At 70.6% G+C, this 17,593-nt stretch carries 13 protein-coding genes, 1 tRNA gene and 1 pseudogene; 8 read left to right on the top strand and 7 right to left on the bottom strand.

Going from position 1 to position 17,593, the window contains the following annotated elements; all coding sequences use genetic code 11:
* The first annotated feature begins 4 nt into the window (after positions 1–4).
* The 8 genes and pseudogenes from AAG689_RS01195 to AAG689_RS01160 all read left to right on the top strand — a co-directional run bounded on the left by AAG689_RS01195 (position 5) and on the right by AAG689_RS01160 (position 12,063).
* Complete coding sequence (locus AAG689_RS01195; RefSeq protein ID WP_406624430.1) at positions 5–1,201, top strand: CaiB/BaiF CoA transferase family protein; 1,197 nt, start codon at positions 5–7, stop codon at positions 1,199–1,201.
* Positions 1,202–1,216: 15 nt separating this feature from the next.
* The gene (locus AAG689_RS01190; protein ID WP_406624429.1) at positions 1,217–2,377 is read left to right on the top strand and encodes an acyl-CoA dehydrogenase family protein; all 1,161 of its coding nucleotides are present in this window, start codon (positions 1,217–1,219) and stop codon (positions 2,375–2,377) included.
* Between the two features lie 11 nt (positions 2,378–2,388).
* Complete coding sequence (locus AAG689_RS01185) at positions 2,389–3,171, top strand: enoyl-CoA hydratase/isomerase family protein (RefSeq protein ID WP_406624428.1); 783 nt, start codon at positions 2,389–2,391, stop codon at positions 3,169–3,171.
* On the top strand, positions 3,156–4,505 hold the full coding sequence (locus AAG689_RS01180) for an MmgE/PrpD family protein (protein WP_406624427.1): 1,350 nt from the start codon (positions 3,156–3,158) through the stop codon (positions 4,503–4,505). Before AAG689_RS01185 ends, AAG689_RS01180 begins: the two co-directional genes overlap by 16 nt.
* Before the next feature lie 83 nt (positions 4,506–4,588).
* Positions 4,589–5,776, top strand: a complete 1,188-nt coding sequence (locus AAG689_RS01175) for a VWA domain-containing protein (protein WP_020230778.1) — start codon at positions 4,589–4,591, stop codon at positions 5,774–5,776.
* Positions 5,777–5,853: 77 nt separating this feature from the next.
* Positions 5,854–7,743 carry an autotransporter assembly complex protein TamA gene (locus AAG689_RS01170; protein WP_406626260.1) on the top strand — a complete coding sequence of 630 codons (1,890 nt, stop codon included), beginning with the start codon at positions 5,854–5,856 and terminating at the stop codon, positions 7,741–7,743.
* Between the two features lie 110 nt (positions 7,744–7,853).
* A pseudogene (locus tag AAG689_RS01165) lies at positions 7,854–11,896 on the top strand (translocation/assembly module TamB domain-containing protein).
* Positions 11,897–11,988: 92 nt separating this feature from the next.
* A tRNA-Arg gene (locus AAG689_RS01160) sits at positions 11,989–12,063 on the top strand.
* Positions 12,064–12,088: 25 nt separating this feature from the next.
* On the opposite strand, the gene ccmI is transcribed toward AAG689_RS01160, so the two are convergent.
* Genes ccmI through ccmC form a run of 7 tightly spaced genes read right to left on the bottom strand, consistent with a single transcriptional unit; the run spans position 12,089 to position 17,575 of the window.
* Positions 12,089–13,354 carry a c-type cytochrome biogenesis protein CcmI gene (gene ccmI, locus AAG689_RS01155; protein ID WP_406624426.1) on the bottom strand — a complete coding sequence of 422 codons (1,266 nt, stop codon included), beginning with the start codon at positions 13,352–13,354 and terminating at the stop codon, positions 12,089–12,091.
* Positions 13,351–13,797 carry a cytochrome c-type biogenesis protein CcmH gene (locus tag AAG689_RS01150; protein ID WP_406624425.1) on the bottom strand — a complete coding sequence of 149 codons (447 nt, stop codon included), beginning with the start codon at positions 13,795–13,797 and terminating at the stop codon, positions 13,351–13,353. The genes ccmI and AAG689_RS01150 overlap by 4 nt, the downstream gene beginning before the upstream one ends.
* Positions 13,794–14,312: a DsbE family thiol:disulfide interchange protein gene (locus tag AAG689_RS01145; RefSeq protein WP_406624424.1), complete on the bottom strand. Its 519-nt coding sequence runs from the start codon at positions 14,310–14,312 to the stop codon at positions 13,794–13,796. The genes AAG689_RS01150 and AAG689_RS01145 overlap by 4 nt, the downstream gene beginning before the upstream one ends.
* A complete protein-coding gene (locus tag AAG689_RS01140) occupies positions 14,309–16,315 on the bottom strand; it encodes a heme lyase CcmF/NrfE family subunit (protein ID WP_406624423.1) in 2,007 nt (668 codons plus the stop codon). Before AAG689_RS01140 ends, AAG689_RS01145 begins: the two co-directional genes overlap by 4 nt.
* The gene (gene ccmE / locus AAG689_RS01135; protein ID WP_406624422.1) at positions 16,312–16,761 is read right to left on the bottom strand and encodes a cytochrome c maturation protein CcmE; all 450 of its coding nucleotides are present in this window, start codon (positions 16,759–16,761) and stop codon (positions 16,312–16,314) included. The genes AAG689_RS01140 and ccmE overlap by 4 nt, the downstream gene beginning before the upstream one ends.
* Positions 16,758–16,877, bottom strand: coding sequence for a heme exporter protein CcmD (gene ccmD, locus AAG689_RS01130; RefSeq protein WP_020230786.1), 120 nt, complete (start codon positions 16,875–16,877; stop codon positions 16,758–16,760). The genes ccmE and ccmD overlap by 4 nt, the downstream gene beginning before the upstream one ends.
* On the bottom strand, positions 16,874–17,575 hold the full coding sequence (gene ccmC / locus AAG689_RS01125) for a heme ABC transporter permease CcmC (RefSeq protein WP_406626259.1): 702 nt from the start codon (positions 17,573–17,575) through the stop codon (positions 16,874–16,876). Before ccmC ends, ccmD begins: the two co-directional genes overlap by 4 nt.
* Positions 17,576–17,593 lie beyond the last annotated feature (18 nt).

Below are 17,593 nucleotides of genomic sequence, written 5' to 3'. Positions count from 1 at the left end.
CCCCATGAAACCCCTGGCAGGACAACGCATCATCGACCTCACGCAGAACGTCGCAGGTCCTTACTGCACCCAGGTGCTGGCCGACCTCGGCGCGGAGGTCGTCAAGATCGAGCGGCCCGGCGCTGGCGACGACACCCGCCACTGGGCACCGAACATCGGCGAGGCGATGTCTCCCACCTATGCCACTTTCAACCGTGGCAAACGGAGCCTTGCGATCGACCTCGATCACCCGGACGGCCAGGCTCTGCTTGTCCAGTTGCTGCAGCCCGACGACGTCTTCGTTCATTCGCTCAAGCCCGGCAGCGCCGAGCAGCGCGGCCTGGGCTACGAAGCCCTGGCGCTGGGACGGCCCGGCCTGATCTACTGTGCCATCAGTGCCTATGGCACCAGCGGGCCGCGCGCAGCCTTTCCTGGCTACGACCCCCTGATCCAGGCCTATGCCGGCATCATGTCCGTCAACGGCCACGACGGGCTGCCGCCTGCCCGCGTGGGCGTGTCCATGGTCGATATCGGCACCGGCCTGTGGTCGGCACTCGGCATCGTCTCGGCGATCTCGCAGCGCAAGGACAGTGGGCACGGCTGCCGCATCGACACTTCGCTGCTGGAAAGCGGCGTAGCCTGGATGACCAACCCGATTGCCAACTACAGCGCTACTGGCAAGCTGCCGCGCCGCATGGGCTCGGCCACCGCCATGCTCATGCCCTACGAGGTGTTCGAGTGCACGAACGGCCACGTCTTCATCGGCTGCGGTAACGACCGGCTGTTCCGCAAGCTGCTGCGGGGACTGGAACACGATGATCTGGCCAAGGACACACGTTTTGCCACCAACGCCGAGCGTGTGAAGCACCGGGATCTGGTGCACGACACGCTGGAGGCCGTCACCCGCACGATGGAAGTGGCAACGGTCATCGACCGGCTGGAAGCCCAGGGCGTACCAGTCAGCCCCGTGCACGACCTGTCGCAAGTGATGCAGGACGCGCAGATCGAGGCCGTGGACATGGCCCGCCCGCTGCACTGGGATGGCGGCCAATCCGAGCCCCTGAACGCCATCGGCACGCCCATCCGCTTCGACGGCGAGCGTGAGTTCTCGGACCACCTGAGCGCCCGGGTGGGCGCCGACTCGCAAGCCCTGCTGCGGGTCTGTGGGGTAAGCGATGCACGCATCGCGCAGCTGGTGCAAAGCGGCGCCGTACAGATTTGACCGAAAGGAGACACGATGGATTTCGCGTATTCGAGCACCCAGCAGGAGATCCGCGCCGCAGTGGCCGAACTGGCCCGGCGCTTCGGCGATGCGTACTGGCGCGACTGCGACGCGCGCGAGGCCTACCCCGACGCGTTCGTGGCGGCCATGACCGAAGCCGGCTGGCTCGCGGCTTTGATTCCCGAGCAGTACGGCGGCTCGGGGCTGGGCCTGCTGGACGCCTGCGTGATCCTGGAGGAGATCAACCGCCAGGGCGGCAACGCAGCCACGTGCCATGCTCAGATGTACACCATGGCCAGCGTGCTGCAGCACGGCAGCGAGGCGCAGAAGCAAGCCATCCTGCCGCGCATCGCTACGGGTGCTCTGCGCCTGCAGGCCTTCGGCGTGACCGAGCCGGATGCCGGCTCCAACACGCTGCGCATCAAGACCTTCGCGAAGAAGGTGAACGGCGGCTATGTCATCAACGGCCAGAAGATCTGGACATCGCGCTTTCGCCAGTCGGATATGTACCTGCTGCTGGCCCGCACCACGCCCTATGAGGACGTCGCCCGCAAGACCGACGGCCTGAGCCTGTTCCTGGTGGACATCGCCCAGGCCGGCAAGGCACTGCAGCCGCGCACCATCGACACCATGCTCAACCACCACACCAACGAGGTGTTCATCGACAACCTCGAAGTGGCCGATGAGTGGCGCGTAGGCGAGGAGGGACAGGGCTTCCGGTATCTGCTGTCCTCGCTCAACGCCGAGCGCCTGCTCGTCTCCAGCGAATGCGTGGGCGACGGCAAGTGGTTCGTCGAGCGCGCGCGCACCTATGCCACCGGCCGGGTAGTCTTCGACAAGCCCATCGGCGCCAACCAGGGCGTGGCCTTTCCGATCGCACGGGCGCACATGAGCCTGAGCGCGGCCGAGCTCATGCGCAACCAGGCCGCCACGCTGTTCGACCAGGGGCAGCCCTGCGGCGGCGAAGCCAACATGGCCAAGTACCTGTGCTCCGAAGCATCGTGGGAGGCTGCCGAGGCTGCCATGACCACCTACGGTGGCTACGGCGTGGCCACCGAATACGACATCGAGCGCAAATGGAAGGAAACGCGCCTGTTCCGCACCGCGCCGATTTCCAACAACCTGGTGCTGGCCTACGTCGCCCAGCATCTGCTGGACATGCCGCGTTCTTATTGAGGAAACCCGCCATGGAAACCCTGCTGTTCGAGAAAGATTCCAGCCCCGGCGTCTCGGTGCTGACGCTCAACCGCCCCGAGGTGCTCAACGCCTTCAATACCGCCATGTGGCGCGAGCTGTGGACACTGCTGCGCGAACTGGCTTACGACACGTCGCTGTCATGCCTCGTCATCCAGGGCGCCGGCGCGCGCGCATTCTCCGCCGGAGGCGACCTCAAGGAGCGCAACGGCATGAGCGATGCGCACTGGGCTGCGCAGCACCAGCTCATCGAAGACGTGCTGCTGCTGGTGCGCGACTTCCCGCGCCCCGTGATCGCCGCCATGCACGGTATCGCGCATGGCGGCGGCATCGAGCTGGCGCTGATGTGCGACTTCATCATCGGCGACGACACCTGCGACATCGCCCTGCCCGAGGTCAAGCGCGGCTTCCTGCCCGGCGGCGGCGGACTGCAGAACCTCACGCGCGCCATCGGCGTGCGCAAGACCAAACAAATGCTCTACACCGGCGCGCGCGTGCAGGCGCGGCAGGCGCACGAGTGGGGCATCCTGAATGAATGCGTAGCCGCAGGCACGCATCTGGCCCACGCGCTGGAAATCGCGCGTGACATCGCGCGCGCCGCGCCGATGGCCATACGCACCGCCAAGGTCACCCTGCAGCAGGGAGCGGACTGCGACTTCCGCAGCGGCTATGCCCTCGACCTGGCATTCCACAACCTGCTGGTGCGCTCACCGGACCGGCTCGAAGGCATACGCGCCTTCAACGAAAAAAGGGAGCCGCAATGGACGCAAAGGTGAATACCGGCTTCTGGAGCCTGGCCGAAACGATCCATGCACAGCGCGCCCCGGCCATCGCGCCAGCCGCGATGGAACACGCCCGCCGCGCATGGCTCGACACCCTGGCCTGCATGGTAGGCGGTGCCGGCGAGCCTGCCGCGCGCGCAGCCGCACGTGCCGCCGACACGGCCGGTGCCGAGCACCGGGCGCTCGTGCTCGGCACCGCCTCGCATGCGCTGGACTACGACGACGTGTGCATGCTCGCCACCTGCCATCCCAGCGCGCCCGTGGTGTCGGCGCTGCTCGCGGGGATCGACCACGCGCCAGAAGAGATCGCGTTGGCCGACCTGCTCGCTGCCCACCTCGTGGGCACGGAAACCATGCTGCGGCTGGGCGCCTGGCTGGGCTTCGGCCACTATGCGCTGGGCTTCCACGCCACCGGCACGCTGGGCGCCGTGGGCGCGGCTGCCGCCTGTGCCCACCTGCTGCGGCTGCCTCTGGCACAGTGGCACGCGGCGCTGTCAATCGCGGCCAGCTCCGCCTGCGGCCTGCGCGCCAACTTCGGCACGGATACCAAGCCGCTGCACGTGGGTTTCGCGGCCAGCTCCGCGCTCCGGGCCGTGGCGCTGGCGCGCGCGGGCGCCACCGCGAGCGACGATGCCCTCGCCGCATTCGCGCACGCATTCACAGGCGGAGCACGGCTCGATCCGCCCCTTCGGGATGCCTCGACGCCGTGGGCCGTAATGGCACCCGGATTCGAAACCAAACGCTACCCGAGCTGCTACCTGACGCACCGCATGATCGCGGGCATCCAGCGCCTGCGGGAACGCCGCCCGCCACCAATAGACCATGCGCCCGTGTCCATCGACGTGCTGTTCCCTCCGGGTGGCACGGCTCCCCTCAAGCACCCTCAGCCGCGCACCGGGCTGCAGGCCAAGTTCAGCGCGCCCTACTGCGCCGCCGTGGCGTGGATGGACGGCCATGTCGGTCTGGGCAGCTTCAGCGACGCCGCCGTGCAGCGCCCCGCGCTGCGCCCCCAAATGGCCCGCATCCGTGTGAAGGAGCGCACCGGGCCGCACGAACCACTGGAAACCGCGCCGGTACAAGTGACCATTACCGGCTGCGGATGGAGCGACACCATGGCGGTGGACTGGGCACCGGGCTCTCCGCAAGATCCGGTGACCGACGAAGACCTGTTGACCAAATGGCAGGACTGCGCAACCCATGGGCAGATCACAGTTCCCCCAGCCGTCGCCGCCAGCTGGCTGGCAGCGGATCTGGGGCAGCCAATGGACTCCTGGCTGTATTCCCTGCGCAAAGCGATTCTGGAGCGCAGTACCGAGGCCGATGGATAGTACGCTGGCAGGCGGCGTCATGTGCATGACAAGCGCCGTACGCCTGCCGGTTCCATAATGGGGAGTCCACGATTGACCCGCCCATGCTGATCGACTTTTTTTACACCCTGCGCGCTGGCAAGCTGCCGGTATCGGTGAAGGAATTCCTCACGCTGCTCGAAGCGCTGCAGGCCGGCGTGGTCGGCCCGCGCTCCGACGATGCGTGGAGCCTGGACGATTTCTACTACCTCGCGCGCACGGCGCTGGTGAAGGACGAGAAGCACTTCGACAAGTTCGACCGCGCGTTCGCCGCCTATTTCAAGGGCGTGGAGATGCTGGCCGACTTCACCAAGGAAATCCCCGCCGACTGGCTGCGCAAGATGCTCGAGCGCGAGCTGAGCCCCGAGGAGAAGGCCGCCATCGAGAAGATGGGCTGGGACGAGCTCATGGAGACGCTCAAGAAGCGGCTGGAGGAACAGAAGGAACGCCACGAGGGCGGCAGCAAGTGGATCGGCACGGGCGGAACCAGCCCCTTCGGCCACGGCGGCTACAACCCGCAGGGCATCCGCATCGGCGGCGCCGGCAGGAACAAGAGCGCGGTGAAGGTGTGGGACCAGCGCGCCTACCGCGACTACGACGACACGCAGGAACTCGGCACGCGCAACATCAAGGTGGCCCTGCGCCGCCTGCGCAAGTTCGCGCGCGAAGGCAACGAGCTGGAGCTGGACCTGCCCGACACCATCCGCAGCACGGCGGCCAATGCGGGCTGGCTGGACATCAAGATGGTGCCCGAGCGCCACAACAACGTGAAGGTGCTGCTGCTCATGGACGTGGGCGGCACCATGGACGAGCACATCCAGCGCGTGGAGGAACTCTTCAGCGCGGTCAAGAGCGAGTTCAAGCACCTGGAGTTCTACTACTTCCACAACTGCGTCTACGACTTCATGTGGAAGAACAACCGCCGCCGCTTCGCGGAGAAGTTCCCTACCTGGGACATCATCCGCAAGTACAACAAGGACTACAAGCTGATCTTCGTGGGCGACGCGACCATGAGCCCCTACGAGATCCTGCAGCCAGGCGGCAGCGTGGAATACAACAACGAGGAGCCGGGCGCCGAATGGCTGCAGCGCCTCACGCACGCCTTCCCCAAGTTCGCCTGGATCAACCCCGAGCCGCAGGGCGTGTGGCAGTACCGCCAGAGCATCGGCATCATCCAGCAGATCATGGGCCAGCGCATGTACCCGCTGTCGCTCAAGGGGCTGGAAGAGACGATGCGCCTGCTCTCCAAATAAAGTCCACGCCTTTGTCCGACACGGGCGCGGCGGCCGGCACGGCATAGTGGCGAGGTCGCAACCGCGCCCTGCCCATCCTGCCCGTGCCTGTTTCCTTCCCCACCTCTCTCGCCCTGTGGCCGCTGCTGGCCTGCCTGCTGCTCACGGGCTGCGGCGTGTTCAAGGATTCGCGCGAAGCGCCGCCGGATGACAGCCAGGGCGCCATCGCGTCCGATGCGCCCGCGGGCTCCGGCCCCGATGCGTTCGCGCTCGAAGTCTCCGCGCCCGACGACACGATCCGCGAGCACCTGGAGCGCCACATGGAGCTGCAGCGCTTTCGCAAGCTGCCCGACCTGCAGGCGGGCGAGCTGAGCCGTCTGCTGGGCTCGGCCGACGCGAACGCGCGCGACCTGCTCGCGACGCTGGGCTACTTCAGCCCGGAGATCACCATCGCGCTGCGCGAGAACCCTGCCCCTGCCAAGGACGAGCCGCCGCGCACGGTGCAGGTCAGCGTGACGCCCGGCCCGCGCACGCACATCGCCAGCGCGCAGATCGAGCTGACCGGCGCCGAGACGCCCGAGCTGGCGCGCCGCCAGGCGCAGATCCAGCGCGGCTGGGGCCTGCCCAGCGGCGCGCCGTTCACCCAGCGCGACTGGGACGACTCCAAGTCGCAGGCCCTGCGCCAGCTGCAAACGCGCCGCTACCCCACGGCGCGCATCGAATCGAGCCGCGCCGACGTGGACGCAGACCGCGCCGAGGCCGACCTGCACGTACGCTATGCCCCGGGCCCCGCCTACCGCTTCGGCGAGCTGCTGGTGCAGGGCAGCGAGCGCTACGACCCCGAAGGCGCGCGCCGCATCGCCCGCCTGCCCACGGGCGAGGATTACAGCGAGACGCGCCTGCTCGACGCCCAGCAGCGCCTGGCCAGCAGCGGCTACTACGACGCGGTGTTCCTCTCGCTCGACCCCGACGCCCCCGACCCGCAGAACGCGGCGGTGATCGCGCAGGTGCGCGATGCGCCGCTGCAAAAGCTGGTCTTCGGCGTGGGCATCTCCACCGACAGCGGGCCCCGCCTGTCCATGGACCACATCCACAACCGCCTGCCCTGGCTGGGCTGGCGCGCGGTAAGCAAGGCGTCCATCGACCGCAAGAAGAAACTGCTCTCCACCGAATGGACCGGCCTGCCGCACGAGAACGGCTGGCGCTGGTTCACCGGCGCGCAGCTGCAGCGCGAGGACACGGGCAGCTACGAAGTGGACAGCGCCCGCCTGCGCGCGGGCCGCACCAAGAACGGCGACCACATCGACCGCAGCTACTTCCTGCAGTACGACGACGCCAAGAGCCGCGGCGACGAGGCGCCGCCCTCCAGCAGCGCCATCAGCGTCAACTACGGCTGGACGGGCCGCTACTTCAACAACAACACCGCCCCCACGCGCGGCTGGGGCCTGGGCGCCGAGGTCGGCGTGGGCACCACGCTGCGGCCCGAGCGCGACCCGTTCGTGCGCACGCTGCTGCGCTGGCAGTCGTTCATCGGCCTGGGGCGCGTGGACCTGGGCGAGAACGTGCGCAGGAACAGCCGCTTGGCGCTGCGGGCCGAAGGCGGCGCGGTGCTGGCACGCGAAGGCGCCGACATTCCCGCCACCCTGATGTTCCTGACCGGCGGCGACACCACCGTGCGCGGCTACGGCTACCGCCAGATCGGCGCGCGCCTCGATGGCGGCCAGCTCTACGGCGGGCGCTACATGGCCGTGGGCAGCGTGGAATACCAGCGTCCCATCGAGCTGCGCGGCAACCGCACCGACTTCGAAAGCGCCGTCTTCATCGACGCCGGCGCCGTGGCCGACAAGCCCGGCGACCTGCAGGCGCGCGTGGGCGTGGGCGCCGGCCTGCGCTGGCGCAGCCCCGTGGGCCCGCTGCAGGCGGACGTGGCCTACGGCCTGCACTCCAAGCAGGTGCGGCTGCACCTGCGCCTGGGCTATACCTTCTAGTCGCTATGAATAAGAGAGCTGCTTGCGCTCTCCTGCAACCATTTCAGATAGTTTTTCGATTCAAAACCTTTGACAGTAAGCGTAAGCAGCTACGATTTTTGAAACGCTCCATGGCATCGCATTCCACCTCCGACCCCTACGCCGCCGCCGCGGCGCCCCTCGCCCGCCGCGGCGCCCGCGCCGCTGGCGCACGGCCGCGCGGGTGCTGGGCGGGCTGGTGGTGGCCGTGCTGGTGCTGCTGGCCGCGCTGTGGTGGTGGATGGGCACCGGCACGTCGCTCGCCGCTGCGCTCGCGCGCGCCGCACAGCACCTGCCTGCGGGCCAGAGTCTGGAATCGCGCGACGTGACCGGCTCGCTGCGCGGCGGCGGGCACATCGGCTGGCTGCGCTGGAGCAGCCCCACGCTGGAGGTGGAGGTGCAGGACGCGCGCATCGGCTGGCAGCTCGCACCGCTGCTGCGCCGCCAGGTGCAGTTGGGCGAGGTGCACGCCGCGCAGGTCACCGTCACGCCCCGGGGCGAGCCCAGCCAGGAGCCCACCGAGCCGCTGCAGCAGCTCGTGCTGCCCCTGCGCGTGCACCTGCCCTTCCAGGTGGACCACATCACCTGGGCGGCAGCCAACCCCATCACCATCGACGGCCTGGCAGGCAGCTACCGCTACGACGGCGACCAGCACCACCTCGACGTGGACCGCGTCACGCTGGCCCAGGGCCAGTACGCGCTGCAGGCCACCCTGCAGGCCCAGGCGCCCATGGCGCTGGAGGCCCGCGCGCACGGCACCGTGCGCACGCCCGTGCCCGGCAGCGAGCAGCCCTTGCAAGCCCAGGCGCAGGCCCGCGTGCAAGGCACCCTGGCCACGCAGGACGCGCGCCTGCAAGCCACCGCCCAACTGCGCGGCGACGGCACCCCCCTGAGCGCCGACGTGCAGGCCCGCATCGCCCCCTGGGCGGCACAGCCCCTGCTGCAGGCCGCCGCCGAGCTGCAGGCGCTGGACCTAGCGGCCCTGTGGCCCCAGGCCCCCGCCACGCAGCTGAGCGGCAGCGTGGGCGCCGAGCCCGAAGGCGAAGCCGGCTGGGGCATCGCCGCCGATCTGCGCAACGCCCTGCCCGGCCCGTGGGACCAGCAGCGCCTGCCGCTCGATGCGCTGCAGGCCCGCGCCGCATTCGACGGCATCACCTGGACCGTGCCCGAGGCCACGCTGCATGCCGGCGGCGGCACCGTGGCCGCGCAAGGCGCCTACACGCCCGGCACGCACGCGCTGCAGGGGCAGGTACGCGTGCAGGGGCTCAACCCCGCCCGCCTGCACACCGCGCTGGACGCCGCCCCCGTGAACGGCACGGCCAGCGCCGAAGGCCGCGACGATGGCGCCGTGCGCTTCAACGCCGACCTGCGCGCCGCCGCCGCGCCCCGCCGCCCTGCGCGCGCGGGCACCGCCGCCCCGCTGCGCCTGGAGCGCCTGGCCGTGCAGGGCACGTGGCAAGGCGAGCGTATCGACATCGCGCGCCTCGACCTCGACGCGTTGCAGGCGCAGGTGCGCGCGCAGGCCCTGCGCATCGACACCGCCGCCCAGTCGGCCCAGGGCCGCGTGCAGGCCAGCGTGCCCGGCGCCACGGCGCAGGCCGACGGCCAGATCGCACCGGCCAGCGGCGGCGGCACGCTCTCCCTGCGCCTGGCCGACGCGCTGCGTGCCCAGCAGTGGGCCGCCACGTTGCCCGTCTCCCTCGAACCCCTGGCGGCCTGGAGCCTGGACGGCAATGCCGAACTGAACGCCCGCTGGAGCGGCGGCTGGCAAACGCTGCAGCGCGACCTGCGCGCGGCCGGCCTGGTGGCCGGCGCGGCACCCGCCCGCCCGGGCAATGGCCGCTTCGAGCTGCAGGCCCAGCTCAACGCCCCGCGCCTGCGCGCAGCGCGCGCGCCGCAGCCGGGCACGGGCAGCGGCCCGGTGCAGATCGAGCTGCAGCGCACCACCGCCGCGCTGCGTGGCTCCGTGCCCCAGGCCGCGCTGGAGCTGGACGGCACCCTGCGCCAGGGCGCGCAGCAGGCCCGGCTGCACCTGCGCGCCAGCGCAGGCAACGCGGGCGCCGGCCGCTGGCAGGCCCAGGTAGCCGCGCTGCAGGTGCAGGCATCGGTGGAGCGCCAAAGCGGCCCCTGGCAGCTGCGCCTGTCCGAGCCACTCACCCTGTCCGTGCAGCAGCAGCCCCGCCTGCAGGTGGAGGCCTCGGCCGGCCAGGCCCGCATCACCGGCCCGCGGCCGGGCGAAGCCGTGCTGCACTGGCAGCCCGTGCGCTTCGCGCAAGGCGCCCAGGGCGCGGTGCAGCTGCGCAGCCAGGGCGAACTGCAGGGCCTGCCCCTGGCCTGGGCCAACGCCTTCGCCATGGACGGCCAGCCCGCCCTCACGCGCCTGGGCGTGGCGGGCGACCTGGTGCTGGGCGCCGACTGGAACATCGACGCCGCCGACACCCTGCGCGCCACCGCCCGCGTGCGCCGCACCGGGGGCGACCTGCGCATCCTCACGGGCGATACCGCGCCCGCCACCGTCGTGCACAGCAGCGGCCAGGGCAAGGGCGCGGGTGCGCCCCAGGCGGTCGCCGTGCCGGGCACGCCCGCCGGCCTGCGCCAGCTGGAGCTGCAGATCGACGCCGAGGGCGACGCGCTGCGCGCCCAGGTGCAGTGGGACAGCGAGCGCGCCGGCCAGTTGCAGGCCCAGGGCAGCACGCGCCTGGCGCGCGCGGCCGAGGGCGGCTGGCTGTGGCCCGCCGACGCGCCCCTGGCCGCCACCGTGCGCGCCGAGCTGCCCGACGTAGGCGTCTGGTCCGCCCTCGCGCCGCCCGGCTGGCGCGTGAAAGGCACGCTGTCGGCCGACGCGCGCCTGTCCGGCAACCGCGCCGCGCCGCGCTGGAGCGGCCAGCTCGCCGCCGACCAGTTCGCCGTGCGTTCGCTGCTCGACGGCGTGGACCTGCAGGACGGCCGCCTGCGCGCCCAGCTGCGCGGCGACCGGCTGGACATCACCGAACTGTCGCTCAAGGGCGGCCGGGGCAGCCGCGCGCGCATCGCCGGCTACAGCGGCAACCGCACGGCGGCGCCGCAGGACGGCGGCACGCTCACCGGCAGCGGCACCGTGTCGTGGGCCGGAGCGGGCAGCGGCGCCGGGGGCTCGGGCATCGCCATGGACATGCGCGCCCGCGCGCAGGCGCTGCAGGTGCTGGTACGCGCCGACCGGCAGGTCAGCGTCTCGGGCGACCTGCACGCACAACTGCAGGGCGGCCAGTTCACGCTGCGCGGCCAGCTCACCACCGACCGCGCCACCATCCTGCTGCCCGAAGCCGGCGCACCCACGCTGGGCGACGACGTGGTGGTGCGCTCCGCCGCGCTGGACCGCGAAGCCGCCGCCAAGGCCCAGCAGGCCGCCCAGGCGGCACAGGCCGAAGGCGCGGGCCGCGTCGAGGCCGCCAAGCCGCCCGACGTCGCCGTCACGCTGGACCTGGGCGACGACTTCGCGCTGCAAGGCCACGGCATCACCACGCGGCTCAAGGGCCGGCTGGACATCCGCGTGGCCGGCGGCGCGCCGCGCGTGACCGGCGAGATCCACACCGAGCAGGGCCGCTACCGCGCCTGGGGCCAGGCGCTGGACGTGGAAACCGGCTTGATCCGCTTCAACGGCCCCTACGACAACCCCGCGCTGGACGTGCTCGCCATCCGCCCCAACATCAGCCAGCGCGCGGGCGTGCAGGTCACCGGCTCGGCCAAGGCCCCGCGCGTGCGCCTGTACTCCGAGCCCGACCTGCCCGACGCCGAAAAACTCTCCTGGGTCGTGCTCGGCCGCAGCGCCGCCGCCGGCGGCGCCGAAGCCGCGCTGCTGCAGCAGGCCGCGCTGGCCCTGCTGGGCGGCGGCGGTACTGGCGGCAACTTCGCCCAGCGCCTGGGCCTGGACGAAATCGGCTTCAAGGGCCCCGAATCCGGCGACGACGCCAGCGGAGCGGCCCTCACCTTCGGCAAGCGCCTGTCCAAGGACCTGTACGTCACCTACGAACGCAGCCTGTCGGGGGTCTTGGGCACGCTCTACATCTTCTACGACCTGTCGCAGCGCCTCACGCTGCGCGGGCAGACGGGGCTGCAGAGCGCGGTGGACCTGATCTATACGGTGCGCTATGATTGATACAAGCCGAAAAGGCCGCTAGCGCTTTCCCATCAAGCGCCAGCAGCTATCAATAGAGGAGCACCCTGGGCACCGTACAATCCGAGCCCGGCCTCTCCGTAGTTCAATGGATAGAACGAGCGCCTCCTAAGCGCTAGATACAGGTTCGATTCCTGTCGGAGGGACCACGCAGCGCTCTCCTACCGCACCACCCTAGGGCACCAGCTGGTCAATGACCAGCTCCACATCGGTGGCAGTGGAGCCGGCGGACTGCGCGGCGCTGGTCGGCAGTCCCGGCACCCGCTGGGCCAAGCCCGAGCGCGAAATCCAGGCCTGCACCGTCACGTCCTTGAAGCGCGACAGGCGCAACTGCGGCGACATCGCATGGCGGTCGTCCAGTTGGAAAGCCACCGGGAACCCACCAGCCTCCAGCTTGAGCACGGCGACGGGCGTACGGCCCGTTTCTGCCGCCCGGGCAACCACGAACAGCGTATCCCCCTGCCGCACATGCGCTGCCATGGCCGGGCTCAGGCGGACCGTGCCGCGCAAGCCTGCCTGAGAAGGAGCTGCCTTGGCGCCCGTGCCGTCCATCTCATCCAGGCGCTGCAGGTCGCTCTGCACCCGCAGGGCCATGTCGGTGCCTGGCTCGATCAGGGCCAGCAGTTGCTGCCAGTGGTGCCGGGCTGCTCCGGCGTCGCCCCGCCGCACGGCCGCCGCGCCCGCCAGGGCCAGCGCCTTGGGCTGCAGCGGGTCCAGGCGCAACGCGTCGGCCAGGGCCTGCTGGACAGGCCCCTCCATTGCCCCGCCCTGGTCAGAAGCCAGTGCGTCGGCCAGGTCAGCGTGCAGCCTGGCCTGCAGGCCTGCTGGGAACTGGCCGCGCTCCGCTGCGCCGATCGCATGGCGGTAGGCGGCGGATGCCTGGGCGAAGTCCTCCTGCACCTCATGGGAACGGGCCAGGACCACCCAGCCTTCGAGGTCGTCCGGCGTCTGTGCCAGCTTGGCCGCGAGCCCGCTGATCATGGTGTCCACGTCGATGCCGCTGCTGGCATGGCTCTGCGGCTCGGCCGCCGCGGCCGTAGCCGCGGCCTGGGGATCGCCCACCTTCAGGTACAGCGCCAGCGCGGCCACCGGCAAGGCCACGGCCAGCAGGCCCGCGAGGCCGCGGCCCATCCACATGCGCTCGGCCACTGGCGAGGTGCGGGAGGTGCCGCCGGGCTGCAGCGCGTCGGTGTCGTCCAGGAGGCGGCGCTGCAGTTCCTCCAGCGCCTGCTCGCGGTCCGCGGGTGCCAGCATCTGGCGCTCGAACTCCGCTTCCAGCTCCCTGCGCTGCGCCTGGTACACCCGGCGCAGCTCGGCATCTGCTGCACCGCGCTCGCCAGGCGCATCGGCACTCTCACGCAGCAGCGGCCAGATCAAGGCCGCGATCGCCAGCAGCAGCAGCGCCACCGCGCTCGCCCACAGGGGCCAGATCGCACTCACGGGTTCGACTCCTCATCCAGCAGCCGCCGCGCTCTCTCGCGCTGCGCTTCGGTCAGCGGCGCATGCGCGTGCTGCGCCATGCGCCTGCGCAGCACGGCCAGCAGCACGGCCAGGCCGATGGCTGCGATGGCGAACGGCCCGATCCACAACAGCCAGGTCGCCGCCTGGAACGGCGGTGTGTAGTGGACGAAGGCGCCATAGCGCTGCTCGAAGAAATCGATGACCTCGCGGTCCGTGCGGCCCTCCTGCAGCTGGGTGCGGATCACGCGCCGCATGTCCGCCGCCAGCGGCGCGTTGGATTCCGCCACGGTCTGGTTCTGGCAGACCACGCACCGCAGCTGCGCCGCCAGCCGGGCCTCCCGCGCCTCCAGGTCCGGCGCTGCCACGGCCGCCCGTGCCAGCAAGAAGGCCCACGCGATGACGACGAAGCGCCTCGCCGTCATCGCAGCACCTTCACGACGGGCATCAGCTTGCTCTCCCACACCTCGTTGTTGACAGGCCCCAGGTGCCGGTAGCGAACGCGGCCCGCGGCATCGATCACGAACGTCTCAGGAACGCCCTGTACGCCCAGGTCCATGCCGATGCGGCCGTCGGCATCCACGGCCGAGTGCAGGTAGGGGTTGCCGAAGCGCGCCAGCAGCGCCAGCGCGGGCGCCCGCTGGTCCTTGTAGTTCAAGCCATACAGGGGGACGCGGTCGCGGGCCGCCAGCACGTTCAGCGCGGGCAACTCCTCCTGGCAAGGGCCGCACCACGAGGCCCAGACGTTCAGAAGCCAGACCTGGCCGCGCAGCTGGGCGCCATCGAACCGCCGCCCAGGGTCTTGCAGCAAGGGGCCGTCGATCACCGGCAAGGGCCGGTCGACGAGCGCCGAGGGCAAGGCGCGCGGGTCGCGCTGCAGGCCCAACATCAGCACCACGGCCAATCCCAGGAAAGCGGCCAACGGGACCAGGAATCTCATCCAATCACCTCCGGGCTGCAGGCCGGGGCGCCAGCGCCCTCGCGCACCCGGCTGGTCCTGGCCGCGGCGCGGTAGCGCCGGTCCGCCAGGGCCAGCAACCCGCCCAGGGCCATCAGCACGCACCCGATCCAGATCCAGCCCATGAAGGGCTTGATCTGGATGCGGGCGGTCCATGTGCGTTCATCCACCGGGTCGCCCAGGGCGACGAACAGGTCGCGCAGCAGCCCCGTGTCGATGGAGGCCTGGCTGAGCGGCATCTCCTGCGCCCGGTAGCGGCGCTTCTCGGGAAACAGGTCAACCACATGCGTGCCATCGCGGCGCACCTGGACATGCGCCCTGTGGGCCTCGTAGTTGGGGCCGGCGACCTCGCGGACGCTGTCCAGCCGGAACTCGTAGCCTGCCACGGCGACCGGCTCGCCAACGGCCAGCGTGAGCTCGCGCTTGGTCTCGAAGCCCGTGGCCAAGGTGACCCCGAACACGAACAGACCGATGCCGAAATGCGCGGCGATCATGCCCCACCAACTCAGGGGCTGGCGGCTGGCGCGCAGCCGCCAGTTTCCATCGACCGCGGACAGCCGCTTGCCGGCCTGCACCAGCGTGCTCCACACACACCAAGCGGCCAGCAGCAGGCCGAAAGCGGACAGCGGCGTCCACCCGGCGTCGGGGCCCGTAGGCAGCAGCCAAGCGAGCGCCAGCGCCGTGATCCCACTGGTGCCCAAAGCCCAGCGCAACTGGGTACGCAATTCGACCGGGGCGCTGCGCTTCCACCGCACCATCGGGCCGATGCCCATGAGCACCAACGCCGGCACCATGAGCGGCACGAACACCGCCTCGAAGTACGGCGGCCCGACGGAGATCTTCCCGCCGTTCAGCACGTCGAGCAGCAGCGGGTACAGCGTACCGATCAGCACGGCCGCGGCGGCCACGCTGAACAGTACGTTGTTCACCAGCAGCAGCGATTCGCGCGAGAGCATGGCGAACCACCCGCCCAGCCCCACGCCGGGCGCCCGCAGCGCGAACAACAGCAGCGAGCCGCCGACCACCAGCACCATGAAGCAGAGTATGTAGAGCCCGCGCCCCGGATCCACTGCGAAGGCATGCACCGAGGTCAGCACGCCCGAACGCACGAGGAAGGTGCCCAGCAGGCTCAGCGAGAAAGCCGCGATAGCCAGCAGCACCGTCCAGCTGCGGAAGGCCCCGCGCTGGTCCGTCACGATCAGCGAGTGGATCAGCGCCGTGCCGACCAGCCACGGCATGAACGATGCGTTCTCCACCGGGTCCCAGAACCACCAGCCGCCCCAGCCGAGCACGTAGTAGGCCCAGGCGCTGCCCAGCAGGATGCCCAGCGTCAGGAAGCTCCAGGCCGCCAGCGTCCACGGACGCGACCACCGCGCCCATGCCGCGTTCAGCTCGCCCGACAGCAGCGCCGCGATGCCGAAGGCAAAGGCGACCGAGAAGCCCACGTAGCCCATGTAGAGCAGCGGCGGGTGCAGCACCATGCCGGGGTCCTGCAGCAGCGGATTGAGATCGCGCCCCTCCGCCGCGGCGGGGATCAGACGCTCGAACGGATTGGACAGCAGCAGCAGGAAAAGGATCAGCCCGACGCTGAGGAAGCCCATCACCGAGAGCACCCGCGCCGCATACGCCTGCGGCAGCTGCCGGCTGCACAGGGCCACGGCCACCGTCCAGCCTGACAGCAGGCATTGCCACAGCAGCATGGAGCCCTCGTGCCCGCCCCAGACCGCCGCGAAGCGGTAGACCGCCGGCAGCTCGGAATGCGAATTGCCCGCCACGTACAGCACCGAGAAATCCCCGGCCAGGAACGATGCGGCCAGGCAGCCGAAGGACAGCCACGCGAACAGGCCCTGCAGCACGGCGGCCGGCCGGGCGATGCGCATCCAGCGCGCGACGTTCCAGTGGGCGCCGGCCAGGGGCAGCGTGGCCTGCACCAAGGCCACGAGCAGCGCCAGGACCAACGCGAAGACGCCGACCTCCGGGATCACTTCACGGCCTCCTCGTGCATCTTGCGCGCCTCCTTGAGCGCGGCCGCGGCTTCGGGCGGCATGTAGTTTTCGTCGTGCTTGGCCAGCACCTCGGTGGCGACGAACACCAGGCCGTCCTGCAGGCGCCCAGCAGCCACCACGCCCTTGCCCTCGCGAAACAGGTCGGGCAAAAGTCCCCGGTAACGCACGGGGATGCGGTGGGCTCCGTCCGTGACGATGAAATGCACGTCGAGGCCACCGCCCTGGGCGCGGCGCACCGATCCCGCCTCCACCAGCCCCCCTACGCGGAATGCCGCATGCTTAGGCGCCTCGCCCGCCTGGACCTGGCTGGGGCTGTAGAAGAACATGACGTTGCTGTTCAGCGCGTTGAGCACCAGGGCCGTGGCGATGGAGACGGCCGCCAGGCCCAGGAGCACGAACAGCAGGCGCCGCTTGCGTGGCGTCATGGGCGCCCTCTCGCGCGGCCGCGCCGCCAGAGCAGTGCGACTTCCGCCGCCACCAGCAGGGCCGATACGCCGTAGGCGATCAGCAGGAAGAAACCATGGTCTTGCAGGCTCGTCATGCCTGGGCCTCCAGCGCCGCGCGTTCGTCGATCAGGCACCGCACCCGCGCGAGGATGGCCGCGACGCTGTAGGCCCAGCAGGCGAGGCTCATCACCAGCAGGCCGGCGAGCATGGTGTGCGTCATGGAAGGCGCCGCATCCAGCCGGATCGACGCGCCCTGGTGCAGGGTGCTCCACCACTGCACCGAGAAATAGATGATGGGCACGTTGACCGCGCCCGCGAGCAGCAGCACGGCCCCGGCGCCGTCGGCCCGCTCCGGGTCCTCGATGGCGGACACGAGCGCGATGTAGCCCAGGTAGAGAAAGAGCAGGATCAGCTCGGAGGTCAGCCGCGCATCCCAGACCCACCACGTGCCCCAGGTGGGCTTGCCCCAGGCGGCGCCCGTCCACAGCGCGATGGCGGTGAAGAGCGCGCCCGTGGGGGCGATGGCGCGGGACATCAGCGGCGACAGCTTCGTGCCGAACACCAGGCCGACGGCCGCGTGCAGGGCCGCGACGAGGTACAGGAACATGGACATCCACGCCGCCGGCACGTGCAGGAAGATGATGCGGTACACCTCGCCCTGCTGGTGGTCCGTGGGCGCGACCACGAAGCCCAGCCACAGGCCCATGGCGGCCAGCACCACGGCCGCGCATGCGAACCAGGGAACGGCCCGCCCCGCCAGGCGGTGGAAAGCCGGGGGCGAGGCGAACCGCAGCCAGCGGTGCCTGGAGCG

Source organism: Acidovorax sp. SDU_ACID1, from assembly GCF_045291395.1.
GTDB lineage: Bacteria > Pseudomonadota > Gammaproteobacteria > Burkholderiales > Burkholderiaceae_C > MR-S7.
This window is presented reverse-complemented; position numbering and strand designations above follow the sequence as displayed.